The organism is Streptomyces sp. RPA4-2 (assembly GCF_012273515.2).
Lineage (GTDB): Bacteria > Actinomycetota > Actinomycetes > Streptomycetales > Streptomycetaceae > Streptomyces > Streptomyces kaempferi.
In genome coordinates this window covers 9,524,780-9,550,590 of the sequence record NZ_CP050975.2, presented here as the reverse complement: position 1 = coordinate 9,550,590, position 25,811 = coordinate 9,524,780, and the positions used below count along the sequence as shown (strand labels likewise).

23 protein-coding genes are annotated in these 25,811 nt (G+C 70.9%); 11 read left to right on the top strand and 12 right to left on the bottom strand.

Annotated features, from left to right (window positions below; all coding sequences use genetic code 11):
• Positions 1-440: 440 nt before the first annotated feature.
• Complete coding sequence (locus HEP85_RS42180) at positions 441-974, bottom strand: DUF4232 domain-containing protein (RefSeq protein WP_168532695.1); 534 nt, start codon at positions 972-974, stop codon at positions 441-443.
• Positions 975-1,290: 316 nt separating this feature from the next.
• On the opposite strand from HEP85_RS42180, the gene HEP85_RS42175 reads away from it, so the two are divergent.
• Positions 1,291-2,010, top strand: a complete 720-nt coding sequence (locus HEP85_RS42175; protein WP_168532693.1) for a hypothetical protein — start codon at positions 1,291-1,293, stop codon at positions 2,008-2,010.
• A gap of 182 nt (positions 2,011-2,192) precedes the next feature.
• On the opposite strand, the gene HEP85_RS42170 is transcribed toward HEP85_RS42175, so the two are convergent.
• The 7 genes from HEP85_RS42170 to HEP85_RS42140 all read right to left on the bottom strand — a co-directional run bounded on the left by HEP85_RS42170 (position 2,193) and on the right by HEP85_RS42140 (position 11,180).
• A complete protein-coding gene (locus HEP85_RS42170) occupies positions 2,193-3,683 on the bottom strand; it encodes an alpha/beta fold hydrolase (protein WP_168532691.1) in 1,491 nt (496 codons plus the stop codon).
• A gap of 88 nt (positions 3,684-3,771) precedes the next feature.
• The gene (locus HEP85_RS42165; protein WP_168532689.1) at positions 3,772-5,136 is read right to left on the bottom strand and encodes a carotenoid oxygenase family protein; all 1,365 of its coding nucleotides are present in this window, start codon (positions 5,134-5,136) and stop codon (positions 3,772-3,774) included.
• Positions 5,137-5,173: 37 nt separating this feature from the next.
• Positions 5,174-5,614: an SRPBCC family protein gene (locus HEP85_RS42160; protein ID WP_168532688.1), complete on the bottom strand. Its 441-nt coding sequence runs from the start codon at positions 5,612-5,614 to the stop codon at positions 5,174-5,176.
• 91 nt (positions 5,615-5,705) lie between these two features.
• Positions 5,706-7,181 carry an MFS transporter gene (locus tag HEP85_RS42155; protein ID WP_369658079.1) on the bottom strand — a complete coding sequence of 492 codons (1,476 nt, stop codon included), beginning with the start codon at positions 7,179-7,181 and terminating at the stop codon, positions 5,706-5,708.
• A gap of 115 nt (positions 7,182-7,296) precedes the next feature.
• Positions 7,297-9,297: an ATP-binding protein gene (locus HEP85_RS42150; RefSeq protein WP_168532687.1), complete on the bottom strand. Its 2,001-nt coding sequence runs from the start codon at positions 9,295-9,297 to the stop codon at positions 7,297-7,299.
• 142 nt (positions 9,298-9,439) lie between these two features.
• Positions 9,440-9,832 carry a nuclear transport factor 2 family protein gene (locus HEP85_RS42145; RefSeq protein ID WP_168532685.1) on the bottom strand — a complete coding sequence of 131 codons (393 nt, stop codon included), beginning with the start codon at positions 9,830-9,832 and terminating at the stop codon, positions 9,440-9,442.
• Positions 9,833-9,929: 97 nt separating this feature from the next.
• Positions 9,930-11,180 carry a cytochrome P450, cyclodipeptide synthase-associated gene (locus HEP85_RS42140; RefSeq protein ID WP_168532683.1) on the bottom strand — a complete coding sequence of 417 codons (1,251 nt, stop codon included), beginning with the start codon at positions 11,178-11,180 and terminating at the stop codon, positions 9,930-9,932.
• A 369-nt stretch (positions 11,181-11,549) separates the two neighbouring features.
• On the opposite strand from HEP85_RS42140, the gene HEP85_RS42135 reads away from it, so the two are divergent.
• Positions 11,550-12,494, top strand: coding sequence for an ADP-ribosylglycohydrolase family protein (locus HEP85_RS42135; protein WP_168532681.1), 945 nt, complete (start codon positions 11,550-11,552; stop codon positions 12,492-12,494).
• A gap of 107 nt (positions 12,495-12,601) precedes the next feature.
• Here HEP85_RS42135 and HEP85_RS42130 read toward each other — a convergent pair whose 3' ends face one another.
• Positions 12,602-13,813 carry an alpha/beta hydrolase gene (locus HEP85_RS42130; protein ID WP_168532679.1) on the bottom strand — a complete coding sequence of 404 codons (1,212 nt, stop codon included), beginning with the start codon at positions 13,811-13,813 and terminating at the stop codon, positions 12,602-12,604.
• Between the two features lie 117 nt (positions 13,814-13,930).
• On the opposite strand from HEP85_RS42130, the gene HEP85_RS42125 reads away from it, so the two are divergent.
• Entirely contained in the window at positions 13,931-14,860 is a 930-nt protein-coding gene (locus HEP85_RS42125) for an Lrp/AsnC family transcriptional regulator (RefSeq protein WP_369658078.1), read from the top strand.
• A gap of 202 nt (positions 14,861-15,062) precedes the next feature.
• On the opposite strand, the gene HEP85_RS42120 is transcribed toward HEP85_RS42125, so the two are convergent.
• The gene (locus HEP85_RS42120) at positions 15,063-15,896 is read right to left on the bottom strand and encodes a PIG-L family deacetylase (RefSeq protein WP_168532675.1); all 834 of its coding nucleotides are present in this window, start codon (positions 15,894-15,896) and stop codon (positions 15,063-15,065) included.
• A gap of 776 nt (positions 15,897-16,672) precedes the next feature.
• Here HEP85_RS42120 and HEP85_RS42115 point away from each other — a divergent pair.
• From HEP85_RS42115 to HEP85_RS42085, 7 genes are all read left to right on the top strand, one after another.
• Positions 16,673-16,954 carry a hypothetical protein gene (locus HEP85_RS42115; RefSeq protein ID WP_369658077.1) on the top strand — a complete coding sequence of 94 codons (282 nt, stop codon included), beginning with the start codon at positions 16,673-16,675 and terminating at the stop codon, positions 16,952-16,954.
• Between the two features lie 193 nt (positions 16,955-17,147).
• A complete protein-coding gene (locus HEP85_RS42110) occupies positions 17,148-18,302 on the top strand; it encodes an inorganic phosphate transporter (RefSeq protein ID WP_168532671.1) in 1,155 nt (384 codons plus the stop codon).
• Positions 18,303-18,321: 19 nt separating this feature from the next.
• On the top strand, positions 18,322-18,555 hold the full coding sequence (locus HEP85_RS42105) for a hypothetical protein (protein ID WP_168532669.1): 234 nt from the start codon (positions 18,322-18,324) through the stop codon (positions 18,553-18,555).
• Between the two features lie 57 nt (positions 18,556-18,612).
• Positions 18,613-19,518 carry a polyphosphate kinase 2 gene (gene ppk2, locus HEP85_RS42100; RefSeq protein ID WP_168532667.1) on the top strand — a complete coding sequence of 302 codons (906 nt, stop codon included), beginning with the start codon at positions 18,613-18,615 and terminating at the stop codon, positions 19,516-19,518.
• Between the two features lie 494 nt (positions 19,519-20,012).
• Positions 20,013-20,387, top strand: coding sequence for a hypothetical protein (locus HEP85_RS42095; protein ID WP_168532665.1), 375 nt, complete (start codon positions 20,013-20,015; stop codon positions 20,385-20,387).
• A gap of 211 nt (positions 20,388-20,598) precedes the next feature.
• On the top strand, positions 20,599-20,970 hold the full coding sequence (locus HEP85_RS42090; protein WP_329294211.1) for a metalloregulator ArsR/SmtB family transcription factor: 372 nt from the start codon (positions 20,599-20,601) through the stop codon (positions 20,968-20,970).
• 377 nt (positions 20,971-21,347) lie between these two features.
• Positions 21,348-22,514 carry a hypothetical protein gene (locus HEP85_RS42085; RefSeq protein WP_168532661.1) on the top strand — a complete coding sequence of 389 codons (1,167 nt, stop codon included), beginning with the start codon at positions 21,348-21,350 and terminating at the stop codon, positions 22,512-22,514.
• A gap of 60 nt (positions 22,515-22,574) precedes the next feature.
• Here the strand turns inward: HEP85_RS42085 and HEP85_RS42080 are convergent, their stop codons facing one another.
• Both HEP85_RS42080 and HEP85_RS42075 read right to left on the bottom strand, forming a co-directional pair.
• Positions 22,575-23,180, bottom strand: a complete 606-nt coding sequence (locus HEP85_RS42080; protein WP_168532659.1) for a GPP34 family phosphoprotein — start codon at positions 23,178-23,180, stop codon at positions 22,575-22,577.
• Between the two features lie 319 nt (positions 23,181-23,499).
• Complete coding sequence (locus HEP85_RS42075; protein ID WP_168532657.1) at positions 23,500-24,426, bottom strand: SGNH/GDSL hydrolase family protein; 927 nt, start codon at positions 24,424-24,426, stop codon at positions 23,500-23,502.
• A 566-nt stretch (positions 24,427-24,992) separates the two neighbouring features.
• On the opposite strand from HEP85_RS42075, the gene HEP85_RS42070 reads away from it, so the two are divergent.
• Positions 24,993-25,520, top strand: a complete 528-nt coding sequence (locus tag HEP85_RS42070; RefSeq protein WP_168532655.1) for a hypothetical protein — start codon at positions 24,993-24,995, stop codon at positions 25,518-25,520.
• The last annotated feature ends 291 nt before the right edge of the window (positions 25,521-25,811 follow it).

The window sequence follows — 25,811 nt, the reverse complement described above, 5'->3', positions numbered from 1 at the left end:
TTCGGCGCGGGGGCAGCGCTCCGCGAGGTCCTGGAAGGGTCGGCGTAGGGGTGACGGGGACGGGGGCGCGGTGCTTACCTGGGCCACGGCGGCGGTGCCCAGCAACGCCACGGCGCTCAGTACCGCGACGGCCCCGAGCCGTATTCGTCTGCCGGGCGATTCGGTTCTCTGCATTCAGGATTCTCCAAGAGGCAGGCCGGACGGCACCAGGACCCGACGGGCAGGCGCCTGCCGTGGGACAGCGGGCGGGACACCGCTGCGGAGTCCGACGCGTGATCCTCCGCCGACGACCTGCTCCGCACATACCGCGCGCGACAGCAACCCCCGTTGCGTTCCCCCGTGCCGCCGTACGGCGGCTTTCGATCGACCGTGGTCAGCGGTCGCAGCCGTCATGATCGCATGGCGGGCACGCGAATGCTCACTATTCATACAGATTTGCGTCAGTTTAGTTCGGGGGCGCCCAGCAGCATGTCGAGGTCACACACCTGGGCCCGCCGGTGGTGCCCCTTCGCATCGGTCAGTTGCACACGGGAGCCGTAGTCGTGCGTCGTGGGGTGCGGGGGCCGTACGTCGACACGTGGGTCGTAATCGGCCATGACCTCACAGGACCCGGACGGAGAGCCGACCGCGTCGTAGAAGACCGGGATCGCGATGCTGTGGCCCGGCTTCAGCACCAGATGGACGGGCGTGGGCTTCTTCGGCCTGGAGTCGGCCGACGGCCCCTTGCCGATGTACACACTCAGCTCCGGGTAGCCGTCGAAGGCGCAGGGCTTCGATCCCTTGTGCGCGGCGCTGAGCGTCGCCGTCGGCGTGTTGTGCGGCTTGCCCGGGAGAAGGGTCATCTTCCAGCTCAGCTGGGGCGTCCGGCACGCTGCGATCCGGGTTCCCGAGGCGCTGTCGCCCTTGCCGCACGCGGTGGCACCCAGCAGCAGCATCAGACCGGCCGTGCAGACCGCCGCTGTCCGCCGTGACATGAGATCTCCCCCGGGCGACGCCGCTCCCGCGGGACCGAGTGGCCACCGCTCCTGCCTCGCCGGACAACTAGATGCGGGCATGCGCGCAGAGGTTCCACAACGGCCGGCGGGATGACCAGCGGCCGGGCACGCGGGATCGCCGCGGTCCGGCGACGGGAAGCCGGGCAACAGCTGCATCCGTGCCGTCCTCGTGCACGCCGGATCCGAACGTCGGCACGGGCAGCCGGGTGACGCAGGGCCCGGCGCCGGCCCATCCGGCCGAATCGCCGGCCCACCTGCCGTACGGACGGACGGAAAGTACGGTAGGAAAACCCACGTGAATGAACTGCTCACCGAAGTCGTCGAGGCCCATGGCGGGACCGGACGCTGGCAGGAACTGACGCAGGCGCGAGCCACCCTTGTCAGTGGTGGCGACCTGTTCGCCATCAAGGGCCTGCCGCAGGATGTGACGCCCCGCACGATGACCGTCAGGCTGCACGAGGAGTACGCCTCGGTACAGCCCTTCGGCGCGCACGACCAGAAGACCGGTTTCACGGCCGGGCGAGTGAGCATCGAGAAGCTCGACGGGCACGTGGTCGCCGAACGCGTGGACCCTCGGGCGTCTTTCGCCGGACACACACTCGAGACACCCTGGGACCCGCTGGACCGCGCCTACTTCAACGGCTACGCGTTGTGGACCTACCTCACCACGCCCTTCCTGCTCGCCATGCCCGGCTTCACGGTCACCGACATCGAGCCGTGGCGGGAGGGGGACGAGGTCTGGCCAGGGCTGCGCGCCACCTTCCCGCCCCGGATCGCGAGCCACAGCACCCACCAGGACTTCTATTTCGGTCCCGACCGGCTCCTGCGGCGCCACGACTACCACGTCGACGTGGCCGGCGGATTCGCCGCCGCCCAGTACGTCTACGACCTCGCGGAAGCGGACGGCATCGTGCTGCCCACCAGACGCCGGGCCTACCGCCGCGACACCGACGGTCGCCCCCTCCTGGAACAGGTCATGGTCTCCATCGACCTCAGCGACGTCCACTTCAGCTGACACGAGCCTTCTCTCGACGCCTGCCTTCCCGCGCGGCCTCGCCGGTCGCGAGGTGATCCGGCGCGGGCGGTTGTTCACGCACTCCGCCCTCTGAGCGGCGAGGTCGCCGCTCAGAGGGCTCGGAGGGCCGGGGTGACCGCCGGGCGCGCGGCCGGCGGTCACCTTCGGTGGGACGAGGCTCCTCAGTCGGTGCAGGTGGTGCCTGGGGCCGGCAGCGCGCGGGTGGTCAGGTAGCGGTTGGTGGCCTTCTGGACGCACTCGGAGACCAGGAACATGCTGTAGTCGTCGCCTTCGCGGCCGAGTACGACGCTGCCGGGCAGTTGGGCGGCCATGGCCGCGCCCGCACGGTACGGGGCGAGGGCCTGGTGGGTGGACTGGAGGACCAGCGCGGGCGGTGCGCCGTGGACCGGGGCCCCCGCCTTGACGGGCTCGGCCGGGGTGGGCCAGCCGAGGCAACCGGCGATGGTCTTGTAGGAGCGCACGGCGCCGCCGAGGTGCGGGGACACCCGGGCGAGTTCCTTCCGCAACCGGGTGAGCTGGGCGAGGGTGTGAACCGGGCGGGTGTTGTCGAGGCAGGCGGGCACCCGTATCTGGACCTGCGCCGGGTCGAGGGTGTCGTCCGGGTCGTGGGTGAAGTCCGCGGCGTCGCCGCCCTGGGCCTCGACGATGGTCTTCGCCAACGCCGGCCAGGAGTGACCGGACAGGGTGAGGTAGTCCTGGGTGGCCTCGCGGATGTCCTCGCCGGTCAGCGGCTGGTGGCCCGCGCTCCCGGTAGGGATCGGGTCCCGGTCGGCTCGGGTGACGAGGGCGTCGTACTCGGCGGCCACGTCCTTGCCGTGCAGGGCGCAGTCCTTCGAGGTGGCGCACCAGGCGGCGAAGCGGTCGAAGGCCGTCTCGGCGGTGGCCGCCTCCTGGGTGACCCGCGACAGTGGCGAACCGGTGTCGTCCAGGGCGGTGTCGAGGACCATGGTGCGCAGCCTGCCGGGGTAGAGCTTGGCGTAGGTGCGTCCGAGGAGCGTGCTGTAGTGGATGCCGTACCAGTTGAGCTGCCGTTCGCCCAGCCCGATCCGGACCGCCTCGAAGTCCCTTGCGGTGCTGGTGAGGTCGGTGTGGTCGACGAGCGGGCCGTTGCGGCGCAGGCAGTCCTCGGCGAAGGCCCGGTTGTGGGACACGAGTGCGTCGAACGCGGCCCGGTCCTTCGGGAAGTGGCTGACTCCGGCGGGCTTGGGCGGTTCGCCGCAGAGGATCGGCGTACTGTGCCCCACTCCGCGCGGGTCCACCGCGACCAGGTCGAAGTTCCGGGTCATGGCGCCGGCGAAGTTCGGCATGCCGATGTGCATCGCCAGTCGCAGCTGCTCGATGGAGGAGCCGCCTGCTCCGTCGTTGAGGAGCAGGGTGCCCTGGCGGTGGGCCCGGTCGTCCGCCGGGCGGCGGACCAGGGCGAGGGTGGTGCTGCCGGCGTCGGGGTGGGACCAGTCCACCGGTACCTGGATCGAGCCGCACCGCATGTGCTTGAAGTCGCTGTCGGCGCAGTCGTGCCAGTCGATGTCGCTGTGGGCCGGGGTCCGGTGGCCGTCCTGGTCCGCCTGGGCGAGTGTCGGTACGGCGAGGGCGGTCGCCAGCGTGGTGACACCGGCGGTGATCCAGCCGACGTACTTCCGGTTTCTTGTCATGATGCCATTCCTTGGTCTGTGCCCCGGCCCGTGCGGAGTCGAGGGGTTGTACGAGGTGGTGCGGGTGAGGACGGGCTCTCGCCCGGCGTCAGCCCTGGGCGTCGTCCATGGCGGTGTCGGGGATCCAGGAGCCGTGGATCCCCGCGGTCACCCGGCGGGGCAGGTGGACGGTGGCGATGCGGTCGAGGCCCGATGCGTCGAGGACCAGCAGCTGCGAGGCGTCCTGCTTCAGGTCGGAGACCACGGTCAGGAGGTAGCCGTCGTCCTCGCGGGTGGCTCCGGCGGCGGGGACGAAGACCGCTTCACTGGGCAGCCGGGCGTCGCCTGCCTGGTGGATGCGGCGGGCGCCGGTGGTGCGGTCGTACTTGACGACGCCGTAGCCGCCGAAGCCCTTCTCGTCGGGGAAGGAGATGGCGTACTGGTAGCGGTTCTCGGAGCCCAAGTAGTCCTCGTTGAGGGTCGGGAACTCCACCGCGAGGTCGTCGATGATCTGCTCGTCGACGGTGCCGACGGCCATGTCGATGACCCAACGGCGGGTGTAGGAGCGGGCGTTGGGCTCGGTGCTGCGACCGGGGGCGCCGATCCACCAGTTCCAGGACAGCTGGAAGCCCTCACGGTCCACGGTGGGACCCTCCAGGACGATGCGGCCCTGGCCGTCCTCGTAGGCGTTGGCGACGTGCAGCATGTTGCCCGGTTCGATGGAGAACCAGCGGATGTGCCGGGCGCCGTCCGCTCCGCGGGGCATGACGCCGATACGGGAGGGCTGCTGGTCGCTCCAGCCGTAGGGGATGCCGGAGTGCTCGGCCGGGTCGAAGGTGACGTTGCCCTCGATGAAGAGCACGTGGCGACGGGTGATGGCGAAGTCGTGCTTGAGCGAGGCGGTCGCTCCCGGGATCTCGGCGCTGTGGACGATCTCGCCCTTGGCGTCGGAGACGTAGTACGTCAGGAACGGTGGGAACGGCGAGGACCCGAAGAAGTGGAGCTCCCCGGTCACCGGGTCCTCCTTGGGGTGCGCGGTCATCGCGGTGCGCAGCTTGCCGTCGAAGTCGTACGCGCCGACGGTCTCCAGGCCCGGGGTGAGTTCGAAGGGGAGGTTCGCCTCGCACATGGCGAGCAGGCGTCCGGCGTGCTCGATGACGTGGGTGCCGGCGGTGCTGGCGGTCAGGTCGGGGCCGCGCTCGGTCATGTAGGGCGCGCCGTCGAGGGCGGGGGTGTGCACCCAGCGGTTGCGGTACCACTCGGCGCGGCCTTCGCGGAGGCGGATGCCGTGGACCATGCCGCTGCCCTTGAACCAGTGGGCCGGGGTGACACCGGGCTTGGGGTTGTGGCCGTTGCGGATCAGCCGGCCGTTCAGCTCGGGAGGCAGCGCGCCCTCCACGGTGAGTCCGGTGGCGGTCACCTCGTCGGTGACGGGGGTGTAGTGGCCGGTCAGGTAGGGCTGCGCAGCAGTCATGGCGGGAACCTCTCTCAGTGGGGGCGATGCTCTGGTGTCAGACGGCTTGTTCGGCACGGGCCTTGAGGTGGGAGAGCCAGCTCTCCAGGGAGTCGTGGAGGGCCTTGCCGAGGTCGTCGGCCGCGGCTTCGGCGGGGGCGCCGCTCCAGGACTCCTCGGTGCGGACGATGACGTGGCCGCCCTCCTCCTCGAACGTCCACACGTGGACGCCGGAGATGCCGTCGGCGGGGCCACCCCACACGATCCGCTCGCCGGGGACCAGTTCGCGCACGGTGGAGGTGATCTCCAGGCCGTGGGTTCGCCAGCTGAAGCGGTTGCCCGGTATCAGGGGGCCGTTGGGCTCGGCCCGGTCGATGTCCGTGTTCCAGGTGGGCCAGGCCGCGATGTCGGTGTGCAGCCCCCACACCGTCGCGGGCGGGGCGTTGATGTCGATGCTCAGGCGGACGATGACGGGGGCGGTCTCGTCGATGGTGACCATGGTCGGTTCTCCTTTGTCGGTGACATGGATCGGTGGCGCGGCTGATCCGTCTCTTCGGCCGGGTTAAGGGGATTCAGCGGATTCGGGGGATTCAGGCGGGCTGCGGGTCTGAGGCCGGCCCGGTGGGGGTGGTGGCCGTCCGCCGACTGGTGCGGCGGGTGAGGAGCAGCGCGAGGAGGGCTGTTGCGAGGAGGACCGCGGCAGCGACGGCGAAGACGGTGCGGTAACCGGCGGTGAGGGCTTCCGGAGGAGAAGTAGGCCGGGTGGACGCGTGGGCGGTGACGGAGTAAGCCAGGGTGGCCAGGGCGGCGAGGCCGATGGCGCCGCCGACCTGGCGGGTGGTGTTCACCAGGCCGCCGGCCAGGCCGGCGTCCTCCCGCGGGACGCCGTCCACGGCGAGCGCGGTGAGCTGGACGAAGGCGATGCTGAGGCCCAGGCCGATCAGGATGCTCGGGCCGAGGAGATCGGCGAGGTAGCTGCCGTCGGCACTGATCCGTGACAGCCACATCAGGCCCGCGGCCTCGGTGAGCAGGGCCGCGGTCACGGCCGCGGGGCCTCCGATGCGCCGGGAGATGCGCGGCGCCAGGGTGGCGCCGAGCATATTGGCACCGGCGAGGGGGAGTTGCCCGGCTCCGGTGGCCAAGGGGCTGGATCCGAGGACCTGTTGCTGGTAGAGCGGCAGGAAGTAGAACAGGGCGATCCACACCGAACCCAGCAGTGCCATCAACAGGTTGCCCGCGGCGACCTGGCCGGTGGTGAACAGACGCGGCGGTATCAGTGCGTCCGGACGGCGGCGCTCGATGACGGCGAAGGCCGCCAGCAGCGCGGCGGCGGCCCCGAGGGCGCCCAGCACCCGGCCGTCGCTCCAGCCGGCGCCGCGTGCGGTGGTCAGGCTCCAGACCAGGCAGGTCAGGGCGAGGGTGACGGTGGCCGTGCCCAGGAGGTCGAACCGTCCGGCCTCGCGTCCGGCGGTGCGTGGCACGAGCGCGGCCACGGCGGCCAGGACCAGCACCGCCCCGAGCGCGACCGCGTGGAAGATCCAGGGCCAGCCCCACGCCTGGGTGAGCACACCGCCCAGCAGGACGCCGCCCGCTCCTCCCGCGCCGGAGACCGCCCCCCATACTCCCAGTGCCTTGCCGCGCCCCGGGCCGGAGGGGAACTGGTCCATCGTCAGAGCGAGCGCGGCCGGGGCGATGGCGGCGGCGGCCATGCCCTGAACGGCGCGGGCGGCGATCAGGACGTCCGCGGCGGTGGCCAGTCCCGCCGACAGGGAGGCCGCTGCGAACAGCGCGAGTCCGGCGATCAGCATCCGGCGGCGGCCGAGGAGGTCGGCCGCTCTCCCACCCGCCAGGAGCAGTGCGCCGAACGCGAGACCGTAGGCGTTGACCACCCAGGTGGTTCCGCCGTCCGACAGACCGGCTCCGGCGCGGATCTGCGGAAGCGCCACATTGACGATCGAGGTGGCGAGCATGACGGTGAACTGCGCCGCGGCGAGTGCCGCGAGCACGGCTCCCGGCCGGGGTGCCTGGCGTGGTGCCTGGTTCGACTGCGTGCGTGCAACGTTCATGACGCACAGGCTCGTGTCGGACGGTGTCCACTTTCCAGGCCCGACAGTGGCGGGGACTGTCCACTGCTGTCCGCACCCGTCCACTCGCGTCTGCCGGAGTGCGCGGCTTCGGATGCTACCGGGGGCCGTGCAGCTCCTGCTGCCACAGGGCTTCGTAGAGCAGGTCCAGGCCCTGGCGCAGGTGGCGCCGGTAGGTGCCGTACGGAAGGCCCAGGCGGCGGGCCGCGGCCTCCTGGGTGGGTGCTCCGGAGAAGTAGCCCGCCGTCAGGGCCTCGCAGGCGCGTACTCCGCGCGGGTCGTGGGCGAGGTCGGCGACGGCCTGGCGCAGCAGGGCGCGCAGCTCCTCGACGGGATCACCGAGGTCGGCCGCGAGACGGGTGCGCATCAGGGCGCAGGCGGCGAAGGCGCGCGGATCGCGCCAGTGCGCCAGCGCTTCGCGTACGGCCTGGTCGAACGCGGTGCGCGAGATGGGCGACGGTCCGGACGGCGCCGGTGCGTCGGGGGCCGATATGAAGCGGAGGAGCCAGGTCTCCACGGGGACCTGCCGCCAGTCGACGCTGAACAGCCCGTAGGTGTGCTCTCCCACACGTGGGCGCGCCCCGGTGTCGACGAGGGTGCCTTCGACGCGTCCGGCCCAGGTCTCGGCGTCCTGGTAGACGGCGAAGCCGTAGGCGCGGCCGTGGGCACGGGCTGCCTCGGCCTGGGCCCGGGAACTGCTCAGGTCGATGACGCGCGAGGGCACTTGGTAGCGCTCGGGGTAGATCGTGAAGCGGCTCACGCCGATGTGTTCGCCGGGGCTCACCGGGGCGGTGGCTTCGGTGTACCGCCACGCGGCGGCGACGACGGGGTCGGTGGCGAGGTCCTGCGGGTCGGGAGGGGCCGGCAGTGCGAGGCGGGCCGTGAAGGCCACGATCCGGCCCGTGCTCACGAGTCGGTAGACGCTGAAAGCCCGCGGCTGGCGCTGCGCCCAGTAGCGGACCAGTTCCGCGGAGGCTGCCCCTTCGGTCTCCTCGGCCATCCGCAGTACGACATCCATGTCGTCCGGGTGCAGGGGGCGATCGTGCACCTCGTCCTCGCGGGACCAGGTGCGCAGCCGGGCGAGGGCCTCCCCTTCCCGGAAGAGGTAGAAGAGCTCGTCGGTGACGGTCCACACCCGCTCCTCGGGGGCCTCGCGCAGGATGCGCAGGTACTCGTCCGCCAGGCGTCGGCGCATCGCCTCGAACGCGTGGGGGGCACGCCAGCGCAGGTCGGCGGCCAGCGTCTCGCGGGCGGCGTCGTGCGGGTGGAGCCCTCGATGCGTGGACTCCATGAAGGGCAGGTCCCGCAGCCAGGAGAAGAGCTGATGGGCGTCCTCCCCGGGCAGCACGGCGGCGAGCAGTTCCTCGGAGGTCGAGTGGGCCTGCGCGCCGACCTCCAGGGCGCGGCGGTGGGCAGCCGTGGGGACCTCGCCGATCAGGCCCGCCACCAGTGTGCGCAGGACGTCAGCGGACGGGGCCCAGATCTCCTCCCTGGAACAGCCCGCCGATCCCGCGGCGGCCGCGAGGGACAGGGCCAGCGGGTTGCCGCCCGCGAAGCGCAGTACCCGGTCGCGCAGTTCGGGCCGGATCCGCGCCGCGGCGAGCAGGCTGCGGGCCTGTTCCGCGGAGAACGGCTCCAGCTCGGTCACGTGCAGCAGCCGGGACCAGGCGGGGTCGGTGGTCCACTGCGGCTGCGGAGCCCGTCGTCCGCCCAGGACGACCAGGGTGTCGTCCGCGGCACGGGGCAGGAAGTGGTGCCACAGCCAGCTCTCCAGCCACTGGCAGTGCTCGAAGGAGTCCACGAACAGGACCGTGCCCGGAACATCCAGGAAGGGACCCGCGGCGTGCTCGAAATCGGCCGGGTCCCGGCTGACGAACCGGCCGTCGAGTTCGACGAGCGGTCGGCCCGCCGCACGAGCGCCGTCCGCCAGACGCCTGAGCAGCGTCGACTTCCCGATGCCGCCCGGCCCGTACACGTAGAACGCGAACGGTGCCTGCGGATCGCCGGCCAAGGCCTCCTCGAAGCGCCCGAGTTCCTCGTCCCTGCCGATGAAGGCGCGCCCGCGCGCACTGCTCAGTCTCTCTCCCACGGACACCATGGCGGATCTCTCTCCCCTTGCTTCGGAGGCCGTTCTCCCCTGAGGAGCCGCCGCTACTCCGCGCAGAGCCTAACGGAGGCCCTGTCCGGCCCACTTGACGAGCCCGATCACTTGACGAGCCCGATCACTTGACGACCCCGGATCACTTGATGTGCCCGAGGTTCCCGTCGTCGGAGTGGCCGGTGATAAGGAGGGTGGTCTCTTCGACGCGGTGGAAGCGTCCGTCGGGGGCCAGTTGGGCGAAGAGGTAGACCTCGGTGCTGGAGACGCGGCCGTTGTGCTGGGTGAGCGTGACGGTGTGGCGGTCGGCGTAGCGCGGCCCGTCCCGGAGTTCGTCGTGGACCTCGATGTGTCCGCTGCGGATCAGGGAGCGGAGGCGGGTGATGTGCTGGGCGAAGGAGGCCCGGTCGCTCCACACGCCGTCGGTGCGCTGCCGGTAGTCAGGGGTGAAGTGCCGGTCGAGGGCTTCGGCGAGGTCGAGGCCCGGGTCGAAGAGCAGGTCGTTGATGGCTCTGGTGATGTCGGTCGTATTCATCGGTGTGTTCGCCTGAAGGGAGTAGGGACATGGAGTTGTTCCGGGCTGCCGGGGGCGTGGAGGTCAGTACGCCGGGCCGGCCCCGGACGGGCCGGGGTCACGGGCCGTCGAGCGGGGGCGGTACCGCTTTCGTGGACGGAGTGAAGTCCAGCGACAGGGACACGGGGCCTCGGGTGTACAGGCCGGTCTCCTGGTAGCGGAAGCCGGGGCTGTAGCGGACCTGGTCGAGCAGGGGCAGGAGCATCGCGGCGACGGTCTCGATCTCGGCGCGCGCGAAGGCCGCGCCGGCGCACTGGTGGAGTCCGGTGCCGAAGGCCAGGTGCTGGGCGGCCGCGGTGAAGGAACGGGCGGTGCCCAGGTCCGGGCGGTGGATGTCGAACGTGTCCGGGGCGGTGAAGGCATCGGGGTCGCGGTTGGCCGCGCCGATCAGGCAGAAGACCGTGGCACCTGCCGGGACGGTGGTGCCCGCGAACACCGCGTCCCGCTCCGCCTGGCGGGGAATGAGCTGGACCGGCGGGGTGCGGCGCAGGGTCTCGGCGATTGCGGCGGTCAACAGGTTCGGGTCCTCGCGGACCTGTGCCATCTGCTCGGGATGGTCGATCAGGTGTTTGAAGAGCAGGGCGAGGGTCTTGTCCGCGGGTTCGGTGGCGGCGGCCAACACGTTGATGATCAGCGCGGTGACGTCGCGGTCGCTCAGGGCGATGCCGTCGAACTCGGCGGCGCACAGCTTCGATATCAGGTCCTCACCGGGGTGGCGGCGCCGCTGTTCGATGACGGGTGCGAGATAGGCCTCCAACTGCTCCGCGCAGTCCATGCAGTGCAGGCGGCGCTCGGGGGTGAGAGCCATGCTGGTGATGAACTCGGCGACCCCGCTGTGCCAGGCGGCCACCTGCCGCCAGTCCTTCCTGTCCAGACCGAGGACGTCGAGCGTCACGTGGATGGCGAAGGGCTTGCCGAAATCGTTGACGAGGTCCATCCGGCCCCGGGACAGGAAGGGCGCCATGAGTTCGGCGGCGTTGGCGTGGATGGCGCGTTTCTGGTGCTGGAGGGCCTGGCCGGTGAAACCCCGCACGACGATCTTCCGCTTGGCGGTGTGTTCGGCCCCGGTCATCTGGGCGAGGACCGGCCCGCGCATCACCGGCTCGGCGCGCGCCTGCAGGGTCCGGGTGGTGAACATCTCATGGTCGGTGAGTACCCGCTTGACGTCCTGGTGGCGGGAGAGGAAATAGCTGTCGATCGCCGGCTCGTAGTGCACCGGAGACTCTTCCCTCAGCCGTGCGAAGTGGCGGTAGGGGTCCGCGGCGAAGGCCTCGGACAGGATGCCGGGACGGGGACTGACCACAGGCATGGTGAAGGCCTCTCCAAGTACACGGTGTGGGGGAGGAACCATCCTGGTCGGAATACGTGACCTGCCGTGTGATGCGCCCCCACCCCCGTATGTCGCGTCCGCGAGACGGGTGAGCGAACAGGTCCACCCGGGGTACAGGATGGGCGAACGGCGGCACGGGTTCCGGTCACGGGGCGCGCTTCTCGCCGGGCCCCGCCGGGCCGGAGGTCGCGGAGAGCCGTTGCCGTGGTGAGCGGGACCCGTCCCGCGGGCGCCGCGATCTCCCGCCCGTACGGACCTGAACAGGCGCTACGGAGGTAATCCACTCGCCTGCCCGGCTTGCGTACGGCGAGAATGCCGGGACCGTCAACGATCCGGAGGAACTTCGCCATGACCGGTCAGCAGCACGCCCGCGACAGCTTGGACGGCCTGGTGATGGGCGACGCCTTCGGGGACGGTTGGTTCACGCGCTCCGACGAGGACACCGAAGGCCAGTGGGCGGCACGGCAGTTGCGTCCGGCGCCCTGGGCGTGGACGGACGACTCCGCCATGGCTCTCGTCCTGTTCGCACACCTCGTGACCCACGGGGAGGTCCGGCCGGGCGAGCTGGCAGAGGAGTTCGCCGCCGAGTACGACCGGGACCCGGGACGCAAGTACGGTCCGTCCATGCACGGTGTGCTGCGACGGATCGGGGAGGGGGAGGACTGGCAGGCCGTCACCACGGCGCAGTTCGGCGGGCAGGGTTCCCACGGCAACGGCGCCGCGATGCGGGTCGCCCCTCTGGGGGCGTGGTTCCGGGACGACGTGGCGGTCGTGTGCGAGCAGGCCCGGCTGTCCGCTGTGGCCACCCACTCCCACCCGGAGGCGGTCGCGGGAGCCGTGGCCGTGGCGGTCGCCGCGGCGCTGGCGACCGCCGACAAGGGCTGGGACACCGCGTCGCGCGCGGAGTTCCTGGAGGAGATCGCCTCGCACGTGCCGGACAGTGACGTCCGCTCCGGGCTGCTGGTGGCCGCGAACCTCTCGCCGCGCGCGTCGGTTCGTCACGCGGCGTCCGTACTGGGCTCGGGAACACTGATCTCGGCTCCGGACACGGTGCCGTACGCGCTGTGGTCCGCCGCGGGTCATCTGGACGATCTCTCCGAGGCGTTGTGGCAGACCGTCGCCGGCTGGGGCGACCGCGACACCACCTGCGCCATCGCGGGTGGCGTCGTCGCGGCCCGGACGGGCACGGGCGCGCTACCGGCGGCCTGGCTCCGAGCCCGCGAGGACATCCCCGCCTGGAGTCACTGGGATTCCACCGGGACCGGCCGCCAACACGCCAAGCACGCCGAGTAGGACGGAGCCACGTCTTCGCGTATTCCCGAGGCATCCGGCACGCCGGCACGCCGGCGCGCGGCACCCGGCACCCGGCACCCGGCACCCGGCGGGCCCTCACCCCTTGCTCACGTGAGGTCCCCTCCCCCGGGCGCGCCGTTCGTGCGGGCCAGGTGCTTGTGCAGGAACGCGATCTCCGCCGCGACGGCCTCTTCGTGCGCCTCCAGGAACGGGGCGTAGTGACCGCCCTCCAGGTGCAGCACCTCGGCGTCCGGGGCGTTGCGGGCCGCCTCGACGGCGGGTCCGGGGAGCGCGGTCCGGTCCTGGTCGCAGACGACCACGAGCAGGGGGCACCGGGTCCGGGGGGCATGGAGGCCGGGCCGGTATCCGCCGATCCGCAGCGCGATCCGTGCGGCGACCGTCCGGTCCCAGTCCGGATAGCGATGGTCGGGGTCCAGGGCCCGGTCACCGTCCATGGCGTCGGGCGTGGTGAGCGAGGCGACGGCGCCGCGTACTCCGGCGGTGGGGACCAGCAGCGGAGGCCGACCCAGGAGGCCGCCGAGCGCGTCCGCGACGGCCCGGCCGAAGAGCCGGAGCAGCGCGAGGGGTGTCATGGAGCGCAGCGCGTTGGGAGCCACCGCCCGGCCGTCGACGAGAGGCGACTGTGCGATCACGGAGGCCAGCCGCGGGTTGTCGGCCGCGACGCGGAAGACGTGGCCGCCCGAGAGGGAGAAGCCCCAGAGGGAGATGCCGCCGGGATCGACGTCGGGCAGACCGGCCGCGAAGTCGATCGCGGCCTGCCAGTCGGCGAGTTGGTCGTCGAAGCGGACGACCTGGCGCGGCGCGCCCCCGCTCTCCCCGAATCGCCGGTAGTCGATGGCCAGGACGGCGAAACCGGCGTCGTGGAACCGCCGGGCGAAGAGGTCCGAGGCGGGCTCCTTGGTCACGGCGGTCCCTCCGGCCATGATCACGCAGCCGCCGTTGGTCCCCGGATAGTGCCAGGCGGCGCATGTGGTGTCGCCGCTGGCGAAGCGTACTTTTTCGCGTTGCCTGGACATGGGCACAGGGACCTCCGTGGGTGGTGAGTCGATCCGTCGTTCTCGGGGCTTTCTCGGGGCTTTCTCGGTTCCCGGGTCTTTCTCGCGGTCGTACGGAGCGCGGAGGGCGAGCGCGGGAACGGCGAGCCCGGGTAGCGCGGGCCCGCGGCCCGGCACGAGCCGTGGTCGCACCGCGGGCCCCTGCACCGGGTCGCGGGAGGCGACCCGGCAGCCGCCGGCTGTCAGCCGGTCAGGACGGGCATCCCGTTGTGCGGGTCGAGGATCATCGGGATCTCCTTCCATGGCCCGGGTCCGCCGACGCGCGTCAGGGACGGCGCGGGGTACGTGACACGTCCATGGTTGGGGCGAGGCCTTCGGGACGGGCCGCGCGAGGCGCTGGAATGAGCGAAACTTGCCGCCATGGCACACGTGTCGGCGGATTCCGTACTGAGCCTCACCGACCAGCGGTTGGTGGCCGCCCTGCAGTGGGACGGCCGTCTCACCGCGGAACGGGCGGCCCAGGTGCTGGACCTCAGCCCCGCCACCGTGCGCCGCCGCCTGCACGCGTTCAGCGCCGACGGGACCGTGCGCGTGGTGATCTCACCGGTCGCGCGACCGCGCAACGGGGGCTCGGCCGGGGCTCTGTTCCTGCGGATCCGCGTGCTGCGGGGAAAGCTCGACACCATCGTGGCCGCGCTCGCGGCACGCGAGGACATCCCGTTCATCGACGTCACCACCTCGGGTGACGAGATCTTCGCGGTGGCCCGTACGGAGCCGGGCTCGCGCGACCCGCTCGTCTTCCGCCAACTGCCCTCCACCCAGGCGGTCACGTCCCTGGAGAGCGCCACCATCCTGCACGTCTTCCGGCTCACCTCGGAGTGGCGTCACGCCGTCCTGACACCCGCCGAGCGTGCGGCCCTGAGCCCGGCGGTTCCGGACCCGGGGCCGGCCCCCTCCAAGTCCCCGGGCCCGTACGGTGTCGACACCGACCCCCTGGAACAGTCCCTGATCGACGCCCTCACCCCCGACGCGCGCCTGTCCGCCGCCGCCCTGGCCACGCACACCGGTCACCCGGAGACCACGGTCCGCCGGCGGATCGCCCAACTGTCCGCCCAGGGACGTCTGGTCACCCAGGTCCTGGTCGATCCCCGTCGTATCGGGCTGCCCATCGAGGCCAAGCTCCTGCTGCACGTGCCCCCCGGTCATCTGGCCGCCACGGGCCAGGCACTGGCCGACCATCCGTCGGTGCACGGCGCGTTCGCGACCTCCGGGCCCTCGAACCTGCACGCGGCGGCCTACTTCCCCGACCTGCCCGCCCTCTACGGATTCCTCTCCCGCGACCTGGCTTAGCTCTGGGCATCACACACGTCGAGACGGCCATCGTCAGCCGCGCCGCCAAACGCACGCCCCCGTTGGGCCTCCCCCAGCCCTCCGCCACCGTCACCCGCCCCGGGCAGCTTACCCGCGCGAGGCTGCGCAAGGGCTGAGAGCCAGCCGCCTGCCCAAGGCCTCCTTCGGGTACGGCAGCCGGATGCGACGGAGGCCGGGCGTATCAGCGCAGCCCGGCGAAGAGATCGTTCTCCGGTACGGACGCACCGGTGGCGTCCTTGACACGTACGAAAGTCTCCATGCCCATGAACTCGCCGAACCTCTCCTTGCCCATCTTGAGGAAGAAGATGTTCTCGCCCTGGCTGGCGTGCGCGGCCAGCGCATCGAACTTCTGACCACTGAACGCGGTGGTGTCCACCCACGTGGTGATCTCATCGTCCGGGAGGCCGATCTCGGCCATCGCGGCGGCCTCGGCAGGATCCGGCTCCGGCATGTCCTCATGGAACTCGCGGATGATCTCGCCGAACCGCTGCATCATCGAGCGGGGCATCGTCGTCCAGTACACCTTCGGTGTCAGTCCCGTCATCTCCAGCGCCGCCATCGTGATGCGGTGGGCCTGGATGTGGTCGGGGTGGCCGTAGAAGCCGTTCTCGTCGTAGGTGACGACCACATCGGGTCGGTAGTGCCGCATGAGTTCCGCGAGTCGGGCGGCGCCTTCCTCCACGGGGGTCCGCCAGAAGGACCCGGGGGCGTCGTTGCTCGGCCAGCCCATCATCCCGGAGTCGGCGTAGTCCAGCATCTCCAGTTCGCTGACCTTCAGGACGTCACAGCTCGCCTCGAGTTCTTGACGGCGCATCAAGGCGACGGCCGCCGGATCGTGCCCGGGATCGCCCGGCTTGACACCCTCCGGTCCGTCACCGCAACCGCCGTCGGTACACGTCACGAGAACCGTACGGATGCCTTCCGCCGCGTACCGCGCGAGGACCCCTCCGGTCCCGGTGGCCTCGTCGTCGGGGTGGGCGTGTACTGCCATGAGCGTCAAGGGCCGGTCAGTCATGAAAAACAGTCCTCCTGCAGAAATACGTCTTGGTACGAGTGCGCGGCGGGCGTACCGCGATCCTGGGGCCCGGATCCTGGTGGGGCGGACGACCTCGTGGTCTCCGTGTTCCCCGCCCGTGCGGCGCCGGTCACCCGGTCTGTGCAACCGTGACGGGCGGACCGGCTGTTCCCGGCGCGGCCGCCCAGTCCGGCCTTCCAGGCGTCGGCGTTCCGACGCGAACGAGGTGGAGCCGCGGTCTGGACGTCTCGGCGCCACGTGGGATCCGACTTCCGTCCGGCACCAGCCGTGAGATTCCGACACGAAAATTGAGACCCTACATGGGTTGTGGGATCTCAGCTCGCATGCCATCCGTCAATGCTGTGACCTGCTGCTCTCCCGGGCAGGGTCCACGAGGATGTCGGCCGGATGCCCTTGACCCTGATCCCGTCGACAGCTCAGGTCAGGTCGCCGGAGACCTGACCCGCACGGTCCACCACGTACGCTCCGGCGCCACCCCGCCGAGGACAATTCGGGGCCGCCTGTGCCTGAGGTCCAGGCGAACGCCCAACTCGGACAAAACACCCCACATGCCACATCCGCGCATCGGCCGCGTGACCGGGCGGCAGCGATATTGGCGCGACCCGCGGCCACGCTGTGGCTCCGCTGCGGGGGGGGGGGGGGGGGGGGGGGGGGGGAGGTCTGCGTCCGCTGGGTGTGGAACGCGGTGATGACCCCTACCGGGTCGGCGTGGATCTGACGCCTGGTAAGCGACGCTGTGGCCGCTGCTCACGGAGGTGCAGCTCGAACTGGAGCAGGTCGACACCTTGCCGTTCGCGCCGCCGAGCCTGGACAACCGCACCGAGGCCGAGGTCGACGAAATGGTCGCGGCGGCAGGGCCGTTGGGGCTTGACGTCCACTGGTACGCGGCCCCGCGCGGACTGCCGGCCACCAAGCCGTGCGGAGTGCAGCTGTGCGTCAACAGCGCCTGGACCGTGGAGCGTTCGGAGGCCGCGCCAGGAAACCACGCCGTCCACCTCTCCATCGGCACCAGGAACCGGGACGTCCTGGACGACTGACTGCGGGCCACCGGCCTGAGCCTCGGCCCGGCACGGACAGGCTGGTAATGACCGGTCCTCACGGGTCGTCGGGTCCCGGCGCGCGTGAACGTTGCCCGATACGACCGCAAACACACGTTCACCTTCACTCGGCCATGCGTGGGCTTCGCCTCGGGTTCTCCCCCCGTACGTCTCCGATTGCTTCCATCGAGGCATGGACCACATCACGTTCCTCGTGGCGGTCGTCATCGTCACGGCTCTGGCCTTCGATTTCACCAACGGGTTCCACGACACGGCGAACGCGATGGCCACGTCCATCGCGACCGGGGCGCTCAAACCGAAAACAGCGGTCCTCGTCAGCGGCGTCCTGAACATCGGAGGAGCGTTCCTGTCCACCGAGGTGGCCAAGACGATCTCCGGTGGGATCGTCGACGACACACTCGTCACTCCGGGCATGATCTTCGCCGGTTTGGTCGGGGCGATTCTGTGGAATCTGCTGACCTGGCTGCTCGGGCTTCCCTCCAGTTCCTCACACGCTCTCTTCGGCGGACTCATCGGCGCGGTGTGGGTCGGCGCGGGTGAGCACGGCGTGCACTTCGACAAGGTGTTCGAGAAGATTCTGATCCCGGCGGTGGCCTCGCCGATCGTGGCGGGTGTCGCCGCGCTGCTGGCCACGTACCTCGCGTACCGGATCACCGCCCGGGCCCGCGAGAAGTCGGTGACGAAGGGCTTCCGGCTCGGGCAGATCGCCTCGGCCTCGCTGGTGTCGCTGGCGCACGGCACGAACGACGCGCAGAAGACGATGGGCGTCATCACGCTGACACTGATCTCGGCGGGTGCGCTGGGCCATGACGCGGGTCCGCCGGTGTGGGTCATCGCGTCCGCGGGCCTGGCCATCGGACTCGGCACCTACCTGGGCGGCTGGCGCATCATCCGGACCATGGGCAAGGGACTCACCGACATCCAGTCCCCGCAGGGCTTCGCGGCCGAGGCGGCCTCCACGACGGTGATCCTCACGTCCGCCCACCTGGGTTTCGCGCTCTCCACCACGCAGGTCTGCTCCGGCGGCATTCTCGGGGCGGGGCTGGGCAGGCGGCTGGCCGAGGTGCGCTGGGGCACCGCGGGCCGCATGGCGGTCGCCTGGCTGGTGACACTGCCGGCCGCCGCGCTGGTGGGCGGGCTGTCCGCGAGCGTCGTGACGCACGGCGGGACCTTCGGCACCGTGGTGATCGCGCTTGTCGCGGTGGCCGTCGCGGCGTTCATCGTCGCCGCCTCGCGCCGCAACCCGGTCCACGCCTCGAACGTCAACGACCACCACGAGGTCTCCGTCCGTACCGCGACGCCGGCCGGCGTCGGTACGCCCGCCTGAGCCTAGGAGAGTTCCGGACATGCATCTCGACTGGACCGCACTCGGTGAAGTCGCCGCGGTGAGCACCGGTGTCACCGTGGCAGTGGTCGTCGTCTTCGCGCTCGGCGTACTGGGCATCGCCCGGGTCGAGGCCACGCGTGACGGCGGCGGTGGCAGCGACACCCTGGGGTTCGCCCAGGCCGGGCTCTGCTTCCTGGCCTGCGCGGCCGTGGTGGCGTACGGCATATATCTGATCGTGCCGCAGTTCCACTGACACAGCGGGAAGAACCCGAGTGGCGGGAAACGCGGAGCACGGAAAAAGGAGGGCCGGATGACGGAACTGCTGGCTGGCATGCGGGTCGACTACTCCGACCACGACGACCCCGTACTGATCCGGCCGGACGGCAGCCCGGTGGACACATGGCGGGAGAACTACCCGTACGAGCAGCGCATGGAGCGCAAGGAGTACGACTGGCACAAGCGGCTCCAGCAGATAGAGCTGCTGAAGCTGCAGAGCTGGATCAAGGAGACCGGCCGACGGCTCGTCGTCGTCTTCGAGGGGCGCGACGCGGCCGGCAAGGGCGGCACGATCAAGCGCTTCACCGAACATCTGAACCCGCGCGGGGCTCGGGTGGTGGCGCTGGAGAAGCCGACGGAGCGGGAACGCGGGCAGTGGTATTTCCAGCGGTACGTGGAGCACCTGCCGACCGCGGGCGAGATCGTGATGTTCGACCGGTCCTGGTACAACAGGGCGGGTGTGGAGCGCGTGATGGGTTTCTGCACCGACGACGAGTACTGGCGCTTCATGCGGCAGGCGCCCGCCTTCGAGCGGATGCTCGTCGACGACGGCGTGGACCTGGTCAAGTTCTGGTTCTCGGTCTCCCAGAGTGAGCAGCGCACCCGCTTCACGATCCGGCAGGTCGACCCGGTTCGGCAGTGGAAGCTGAGCCCGATGGACCTGGCCTCTCTGGACCTCTGGGACGACTACACGGCGGCCAAGGTCGCCATGTTCCGCGAGACGGACACCGAGCAGGCGCCCTGGACCGTGGTGAAGAGCAACGACAAGAAGCGGGCCCGCGTCGAGGCCATGCGCAGCGTGCTGGCCCGCTTCGCCTACGCCGACAAGGACGAGGAGGTCGTCGGCAGCCCCGACCCCAGCATCGTGGGTGCGGCGGCGAACCTGCTGGAGGAGGGCGAGGACGACGCGGTGCCCGCCGGAGGGCCGACGGCGTCCTGACGACAACGGCCGCCGTTCGGTGATACCGCCGACACAGCCCGTGTCCGCGGTCCTGACCGATCGGTGAGCCAGGCGCACGCGGCTCGTACGTGGGCTACCGCGCGGCTCGCCATCCGCTCGGCGGTACGTCAACGGGTCATGTGGTACATCAACGGGTCATGAGGACCGCCCGGAGTGCGTTGTCGACGAACTCCTGCTGCTGGGGTCCGACGGCGCCGAGCCGGGTGGCGGTCTCGAACCGTGCCTCGGACAGCTGGAGGAGGTCGAGCGCGACGACCGGGGCGTCCGGGGTTCGAGGCCGTCCGCCGTACCAGGAGTACGGGAACGGTCACTCAGCGCATATTGGCGATCGGAAGAGATCGGTCTGCTCACCGCCCCGACGCACCTTCAGTCAGTCCCGGAACAACTCGGCCGACCGGCGGGCACGGTACGTAGGGTCCGGCTCACGGAGCCGCCCGGGGATTCCGGGCCGCGCACAGCGAGGAGACACCGCTATGGCAAGTGTGGACATCTCTTTGAAGGAGACCATGACGTCGATCGAGGGCGCGCTGGGTGCCGCTCTCGTCGACTACACCAGCGGCATGGCGCTGGGCACCTTAGGAGGAGGCAAGGACCTCGACCTGGCGGTCGCCGCCGCGGGCAACACCGACGTCATCCGCGCCAAGACCCGCACCATGGAGCACCTCGGACTCAAGGGCGACATCGAGGACATGCTGATCACCCTCTCGAATCAGTACCACCTCATCCGGCCGCTCAAGGGCCGGGACGGGAACGGCCTGTTCCTCTACCTCGTGCTCGACAAGGCGAAATCCAACCTGGCCATGGCCCGCCACCAGCTCAAGCGCATCGAGGCCGAACTGGAGGTGTAACCAGCCGCTTCCTCCACGCCTCCGCACGCCCACGAATTGAAGAGTTCTTCATCTGGGCACATCCAGATCAGGCCAATCCGATGGGTGTGCGGAGCGGGAGACGCGAGGATCGGTCATCGGTCCGCGAGCCCGCACCCGCTGCGGCCCGTACACGGCCGCCGTGCCGGCCAGAGCCCAGTCCGTCAACCGCGGTAGGGAGCGAACGATCACCATGCAGGTCCCCCTCTACCAGGCGAAGGCCGAGTTCTTCCGCATGCTCGGGCACCCCGTGCGCATCCGCGTTCTGGAACTGCTCCAGAACGGCCCCGTCCCCGTGCGCGACCTCCTCGACGAGATCGAGATCGAACCCTCCAGCCTCTCCCAGCAACTGGCCGTGCTGCGCCGTTCCGGGATCGTGGTGTCCATCCGGGAGGGTTCCACCGTCAGTTACGCGCTCGCCGGCGGCGATGTCGCCGAACTCCTGCGTGCCGCCCGCCGCATCCTGACCGAGCTCCTCGTCGGCCAGAGCGAACTGCTGGCCGAGCTCCGCCAGGCCGACGGCCGGCCGGCCCTGACCCAGGGCAGCGTGAGCCCAACCTCCTGAGCTTCTCCGGCGATTGACTCCCGGTCGGCCGCCTGCCACCTGCCCAGCCCTCACGTACTCACCACAGGGGCGCCACATTGGGCGGGACCGCGGCTCGGTTCGACCACGCCAGGAATGTGGCCACGCCAAGAAAAGGCAAAAGATCAAATTCTCCGCGATGCGTCGCGCCCGCGAACACGGCGGCCGGATGAATGCGGGCTTCGCGGCCACAAGCGTCGATTTCGCCCCTTAATACCCATGGGCGAACGCAAAGCGAAAAACCGTCCATAGGGGGACGGGGGCGGAGGTCGGTGATCCACACGGCCCTCGCCTCGCCGCCCGCGGCCCGCAGCGACCATACTGGGAGCGCACGCCGCCTCCCACCCGCAAAGTGACTCATGCCCAAGTCGACCACCGCCCGCCCCACCGCTCCGGACACCGTCTGGCTGGCCAGAGGACGCCAGGCCGGGCCCGCGCCGCAGGAGCTCCTCCGGCAGAACCTGCGGAGACTGAAGGCCGACGAGACCATCCAGGACTTCCTGGAGACCGGGAACTCCACGGAACCCGACGCGCACGTCTTCGAAGCCCGCTGGGTCGTCGACGACGCGATCACCGTGCGGGCGCGCCTCACGACCGACGGACGCGCGCACGTCGACGGCGAGCGGCGCTGGACGCTGGCCGCCGAGGCCGACCGGCCCTGGGACCTCTCCTGGCCCTCTCCCGCGACGATGTTCTGGCCAGTGGGCGGCGAGGTCCGCTGGGACCGCGACGTGGTCGGCGATCTCGCCCTCCAGGACATCAACCCGCTTCCGCAGGAGGACAAGGCGCTGCGCCGTCTGCTCCGGGAGTCGGCGCAGCACAGCTGGAGCATCAACGTCGTCGTCCACGAGGCGATGACGACCGACGAGCGCGGCCGCCTCCCCCTGGTGCGGCTGCTGCCGCCCGCCCTGCGCCACCGCGTGGTGGAACACCGTGCCGCGCCCGACCAGTTCCAGACCGTCAACTGGGCCCTCTACGACCTGGGGGTACGGGTGCCACGCGGAGGTGCCGTGATCCTGCCCGGCTCACCGGCCCGGACCGGGTACACGGAGGAGGACTTCACCGTGCGCAGTGTGTTCTTCGACGGGTCGGAGCCGACGGAGCTCCTGGAGAAGGTCGTACGCTACGCCGCCCTGCCCCGGCCGCTGGTCGAGGAGGCGCAGGAGGCCGTGACCGCGCTGCGGGAGCAGTGGCAGCTGCTGACGATGGAGGAGGAGCTGGACCGCGCCCGTGCGCTGGTGGCCGCCTACGCCGAAGCGCTCGAAGCGATGACCAAGTCGCGCGACCAGTACCGCGAGGCGACCGAACTCGCGCACGCGGCGCTGGCCGAGGTCAAGGAGTTCCGCGGGGCGGCGTCCCGTGCCCACGAGGCGTTCGACGACGCGGACGGGCGCGGGCTGCCCCAGCAGCTGACGCGGACGTTCCAGCGGGTCGCCGGGGCCATCCGCCCACGCCGTACGGCACGCGACGACGTGTCCGGCCGGAACGCGGGCGTGTCCGGGGACGAGCCCGACACGTCCGAGTGAGCGTACGACCGGTGAGCGTACGGCGGTGGAGGCCCTCTCGGTTCAGGACGTCCCCCGGCCTCACGCTCCCCGCCACACGTTGGCGAACGCCGCGTTCTCGAAGGACCGGCGCTGGCGGACGGCCTCCAGCTCCATGACCGCGTCGTGGACCGCGGCCAGTACGGTCGTCACCGCGTCGTCGGTGACGACCGGCTCGTCCGCGGTCTGGTCGCCCTGGATCCCGACGGCCGCCGCGAGGGCGAGGACCACGGGCTCGTCCGCCGCCCAGCGGTGCAGGGCGCGACGCCGGGCGGGCGAGTCCGCCACCGTCATCCGGGCGGCCGCGAAGGACATCCGGCGACGGCGTTGCCGCGTCAGCTGCCCCTCCTCCTCCAGGACGGCGGTGTAGGCCGAGAACAGATCGCGGCCCCTGCGCCACAGCCAGTCGTCGACCGTCTCGTACGGCACTTGCCGCACCAGCGACGCCACGGCCTCGGCCAGGAGGCGGTCCTCCGCCGCCGTGGGCCCGGCCGGCACGACGCGGTCGCCCGCCAGGGTGACGGCCCGCGCGCCGAGGAGATCGATCAGCTCGGCGCCGGCGAGCGCGAGGGACAGATCGCCCTGTCCCACGGGCCCGCCGGGGTCCACTTCGATGGCGATGATCAAGAGGTCCTTGGCCGTGGTCATGAAGGGATCTCCCACAGAGTCATCGCCGGCGACAGGTCGCTGAGCAGGTGTCCTGGTACTGCGCGGACAACGGACGGGCATCCGGTGTGCGGCCGCACGGCACGGTCCGACGTCGTCGTCGGCGGCCGCCGCGATCACGGAACGGACCGCCGGGCCGACGGACGTCAGGTCCGGCCGAAGTGGCCTCCAGCACTCGGGACTCTAGCGCCCCCACCTCGCCGGGGCCGTTCGGCGTGAGGGACGACACGGCGATGCCCCCCGCACCGGACGCGGTGCGGGGGGCATTTCGCCGGCGCGGTCATGCCCCGGCGGCCGGGGTTCAGTGGCGGTGTCCGTCACCCCTGGACATCTGCGCGAGGACCGCGCGGGCCATCGCCGCCTCGCCCTTGGCGTTGGGGTGTGCGGGGCCGGCCGGTGAGGCGGGCTTCAGCGGTTCGATCCAGCGGTCGGCGGGCGCCTTGCACATGTCGTGCCCGATCGTGGGTTTGTAGGTGTCGACGTAGTCGGCGCGGTTGAAGAGCGCCACCGCGCGCATCACCAGGTTGAGCCGCTTGCTCACGTCGCGAAGGTAGGGGAAGTCCCCCGCGGCGAACGGGACGGACGGATAGCAGCCGCTGCCGTCGTCGGGCAGCAGGTCCGGGTAGCCGACCACGAGCACGCGCGCGTGCGGGGCGCGGTCGTGGACCGCGCGCAGTACCCGGGCCAGCTTGGGAGCCGTCTGCAGGATGCTCATGGTCAGCTGGTCGACACCCGACGCGTTGTAGTACTGCCGGCAGGGGGCGCCCGACAGGTCCTTCGAACTCAGCGCGACGCAGGTGCCGATGATGGAGCTGAAGCCGACGTCGTTGCCGCCGATCTGCACCGTCACCAGATCCGTGGAGCGGCCCAGCGCGTTCAGCTGGGGACCGTTGGTCCCCTGGGCCTTCCACATGTTCTCGGTCGTCGCGCCGCTGCAGCTGACGTCCGTGAAGGCGCCGGTCTTCCGCGCGGCCGAGACCAGCGAAGGGTAGTTCTGGTCGGACCGGGCGCAATTCGTGTCGACCTGACGCGGGATCAGAGGTCCGGAGGTGTACGAGTCGCCGAGCGCCACGTACTTCTCGCCCCGGTGCGAGTGGCCTCCGTCGGCCGCGGCGGGGGACGCCGCGACGGCGCCGAGGAACAGGACGCCGCAGCCCAGGGCCGCGCCCAGTGCGGGTGCGTGTCGCCGTCGTGGGGCCGTGCCGCTCGGGGCCATGTGATGGTTCATCAACTCTCCTCCGTCGTCGCTGACACAGCAAGCCCGATCACAGCCGTCGCCGGCGCTCCGGTCACGCCGAGCGCCACCACGGTCAGGAGAGCGCTGCCCTTGCAGATTCAACATCGCTTGTATACCGGCCGGTAGGTCGCTGGAACAGAGATCTGACAGGGGTGGCTCGGACGCGCCGGACGGACCCGCGGCTTCCGGGGCCGGCGAACGGACCGGCGGGGGCCTCCCCGCGACGCCCGGCGCCCGGAGCCGGGCGCGACCCGGCCGGAAATCACGGGTTGGCCGAGAACTTCCCCGACGGGAATCCGGTAGGAATCGTTCCGCCGGGCCCGGCACACCCGGTACTGGCCAATAGCGCCCGGTGACGCCCTGGAATCGTGAAACGCCGTGGGTTCGCCCCTCCCGCCCCCTCACACCTCGCATGTCATGCGGAGATGGGAGGGATCACCATGTGTGACAGCGCGGTTACACCGCCTTCACGAGACGTACACTTCCGGCCGACCGGCGCTTCCGGTGTGCCGGCAGGGGCAGACGGTGCGCTCGCGGTTTGCCTAGCCTCCCGGCCCATGCGATCCACTCAGATGAGACGCCTTGGTCTCGCCGCCGTCTTCGCCCTTGTCCTCGCCGTGTTCGGTCTGGCGCCGCAGGCCAGCGCGGCCGACCCGGCCCCGGCCGACCTGACGTTCACGACCGACAGCGCCACCACCCACCCGGGCGGCACGGTGAACCTGTCGATGACGATCACCAACAACAGGACCTACGACATCTGGTTCGTGTACCAGACGATCGACCCGACGTGGCTGACCACGCAGCGGCCCGATCTCAAGTACAGCTTCACCGGGTGCAGTCTGGCGACGGCGGCCGGCAGCACACCCTGTTCCGGCACCGGACCCGCCAACCTCGGTGCCAACTACGGCGCGACCGTCCCGCCCGGCCAGAGCCGGACCGTCACCCTGACGCTGCAGGTCGCCGCCGACTCCGGATGCAACGGGAACATCGGCTTCTACTCGTACTACTACGCCGAGTTCAGCGACAGCACGAACTCCAGCGGTGGCCCGGCCTACACGCCCGAGACCCGCGTGCTCTGCTCCTGACAAAAAGGCCCCGACCGGGGGCCGTTGCCCACCTCGGGCAAGCCCCCGTACAGGGCTTCCGTGGGACACCGAGCCCGGGTGGCGGCCGGTCCGCGCGTCGCGCGGGCCGGCCGCCACCGGCGTTCCGGGCTCCTGGGTGACTCAAATCCGATCAGGAGCCGAGGAGTTCACGTGGTCTGGACCACTGGCGGCCGGATGAACGGACGCCACCGCTCCGCATCGGCCCCGGCTCAGGTCACGACCAGCCCACGGGGCGCGGAGTCCCTCCGCGACCCTTGTCCCACGACGACC

Coding starts and splice junctions, on each gene's coding strand:
- HEP85_RS42180 (WP_168532695.1), bottom strand. CDS start 974: ATGTCACGGCGGACAGCGGCGGTCTGCACGGCCGGTCTGATGCTGCTG.
- HEP85_RS42170 (WP_168532691.1), bottom strand. CDS start 3,683: ATGACAAGAAACCGGAAGTACGTCGGCTGGATCACCGCCGGTGTCACC.
- HEP85_RS42165 (WP_168532689.1), bottom strand. CDS start 5,136: ATGACTGCTGCGCAGCCCTACCTGACCGGCCACTACACCCCCGTCACC.
- HEP85_RS42160 (WP_168532688.1), bottom strand. CDS start 5,614: ATGGTCACCATCGACGAGACCGCCCCCGTCATCGTCCGCCTGAGCATC.
- HEP85_RS42155 (WP_369658079.1), bottom strand. CDS start 7,181: ATGAACGTTGCACGCACGCAGTCGAACCAGGCACCACGCCAGGCACCC.
- HEP85_RS42150 (WP_168532687.1), bottom strand. CDS start 9,297: ATGGTGTCCGTGGGAGAGAGACTGAGCAGTGCGCGCGGGCGCGCCTTC.
- HEP85_RS42145 (WP_168532685.1), bottom strand. CDS start 9,832: ATGAATACGACCGACATCACCAGAGCCATCAACGACCTGCTCTTCGAC.
- HEP85_RS42140 (WP_168532683.1), bottom strand. CDS start 11,180: ATGCCTGTGGTCAGTCCCCGTCCCGGCATCCTGTCCGAGGCCTTCGCC.
- HEP85_RS42135 (WP_168532681.1), top strand. CDS start 11,550: ATGACCGGTCAGCAGCACGCCCGCGACAGCTTGGACGGCCTGGTGATG.
- HEP85_RS42130 (WP_168532679.1), bottom strand. CDS start 13,813: ATGGAAGGAGATCCCGATGATCCTCGACCCGCACAACGGGATGCCCGT.
- HEP85_RS42125 (WP_369658078.1), top strand. CDS start 13,931: ATGGCACACGTGTCGGCGGATTCCGTACTGAGCCTCACCGACCAGCGG.
- HEP85_RS42120 (WP_168532675.1), bottom strand. CDS start 15,896: ATGACTGACCGGCCCTTGACGCTCATGGCAGTACACGCCCACCCCGAC.
- HEP85_RS42110 (WP_168532671.1), top strand. CDS start 17,148: ATGGACCACATCACGTTCCTCGTGGCGGTCGTCATCGTCACGGCTCTG.
- HEP85_RS42105 (WP_168532669.1), top strand. CDS start 18,322: ATGCATCTCGACTGGACCGCACTCGGTGAAGTCGCCGCGGTGAGCACC.
- ppk2 (WP_168532667.1), top strand. CDS start 18,613: ATGACGGAACTGCTGGCTGGCATGCGGGTCGACTACTCCGACCACGAC.
- HEP85_RS42095 (WP_168532665.1), top strand. CDS start 20,013: ATGGCAAGTGTGGACATCTCTTTGAAGGAGACCATGACGTCGATCGAG.
- HEP85_RS42090 (WP_329294211.1), top strand. CDS start 20,599: ATGCAGGTCCCCCTCTACCAGGCGAAGGCCGAGTTCTTCCGCATGCTC.
- HEP85_RS42085 (WP_168532661.1), top strand. CDS start 21,348: ATGCCCAAGTCGACCACCGCCCGCCCCACCGCTCCGGACACCGTCTGG.
- HEP85_RS42080 (WP_168532659.1), bottom strand. CDS start 23,180: ATGACCACGGCCAAGGACCTCTTGATCATCGCCATCGAAGTGGACCCC.
- HEP85_RS42075 (WP_168532657.1), bottom strand. CDS start 24,426: ATGAACCATCACATGGCCCCGAGCGGCACGGCCCCACGACGGCGACAC.
- HEP85_RS42070 (WP_168532655.1), top strand. CDS start 24,993: ATGCGATCCACTCAGATGAGACGCCTTGGTCTCGCCGCCGTCTTCGCC.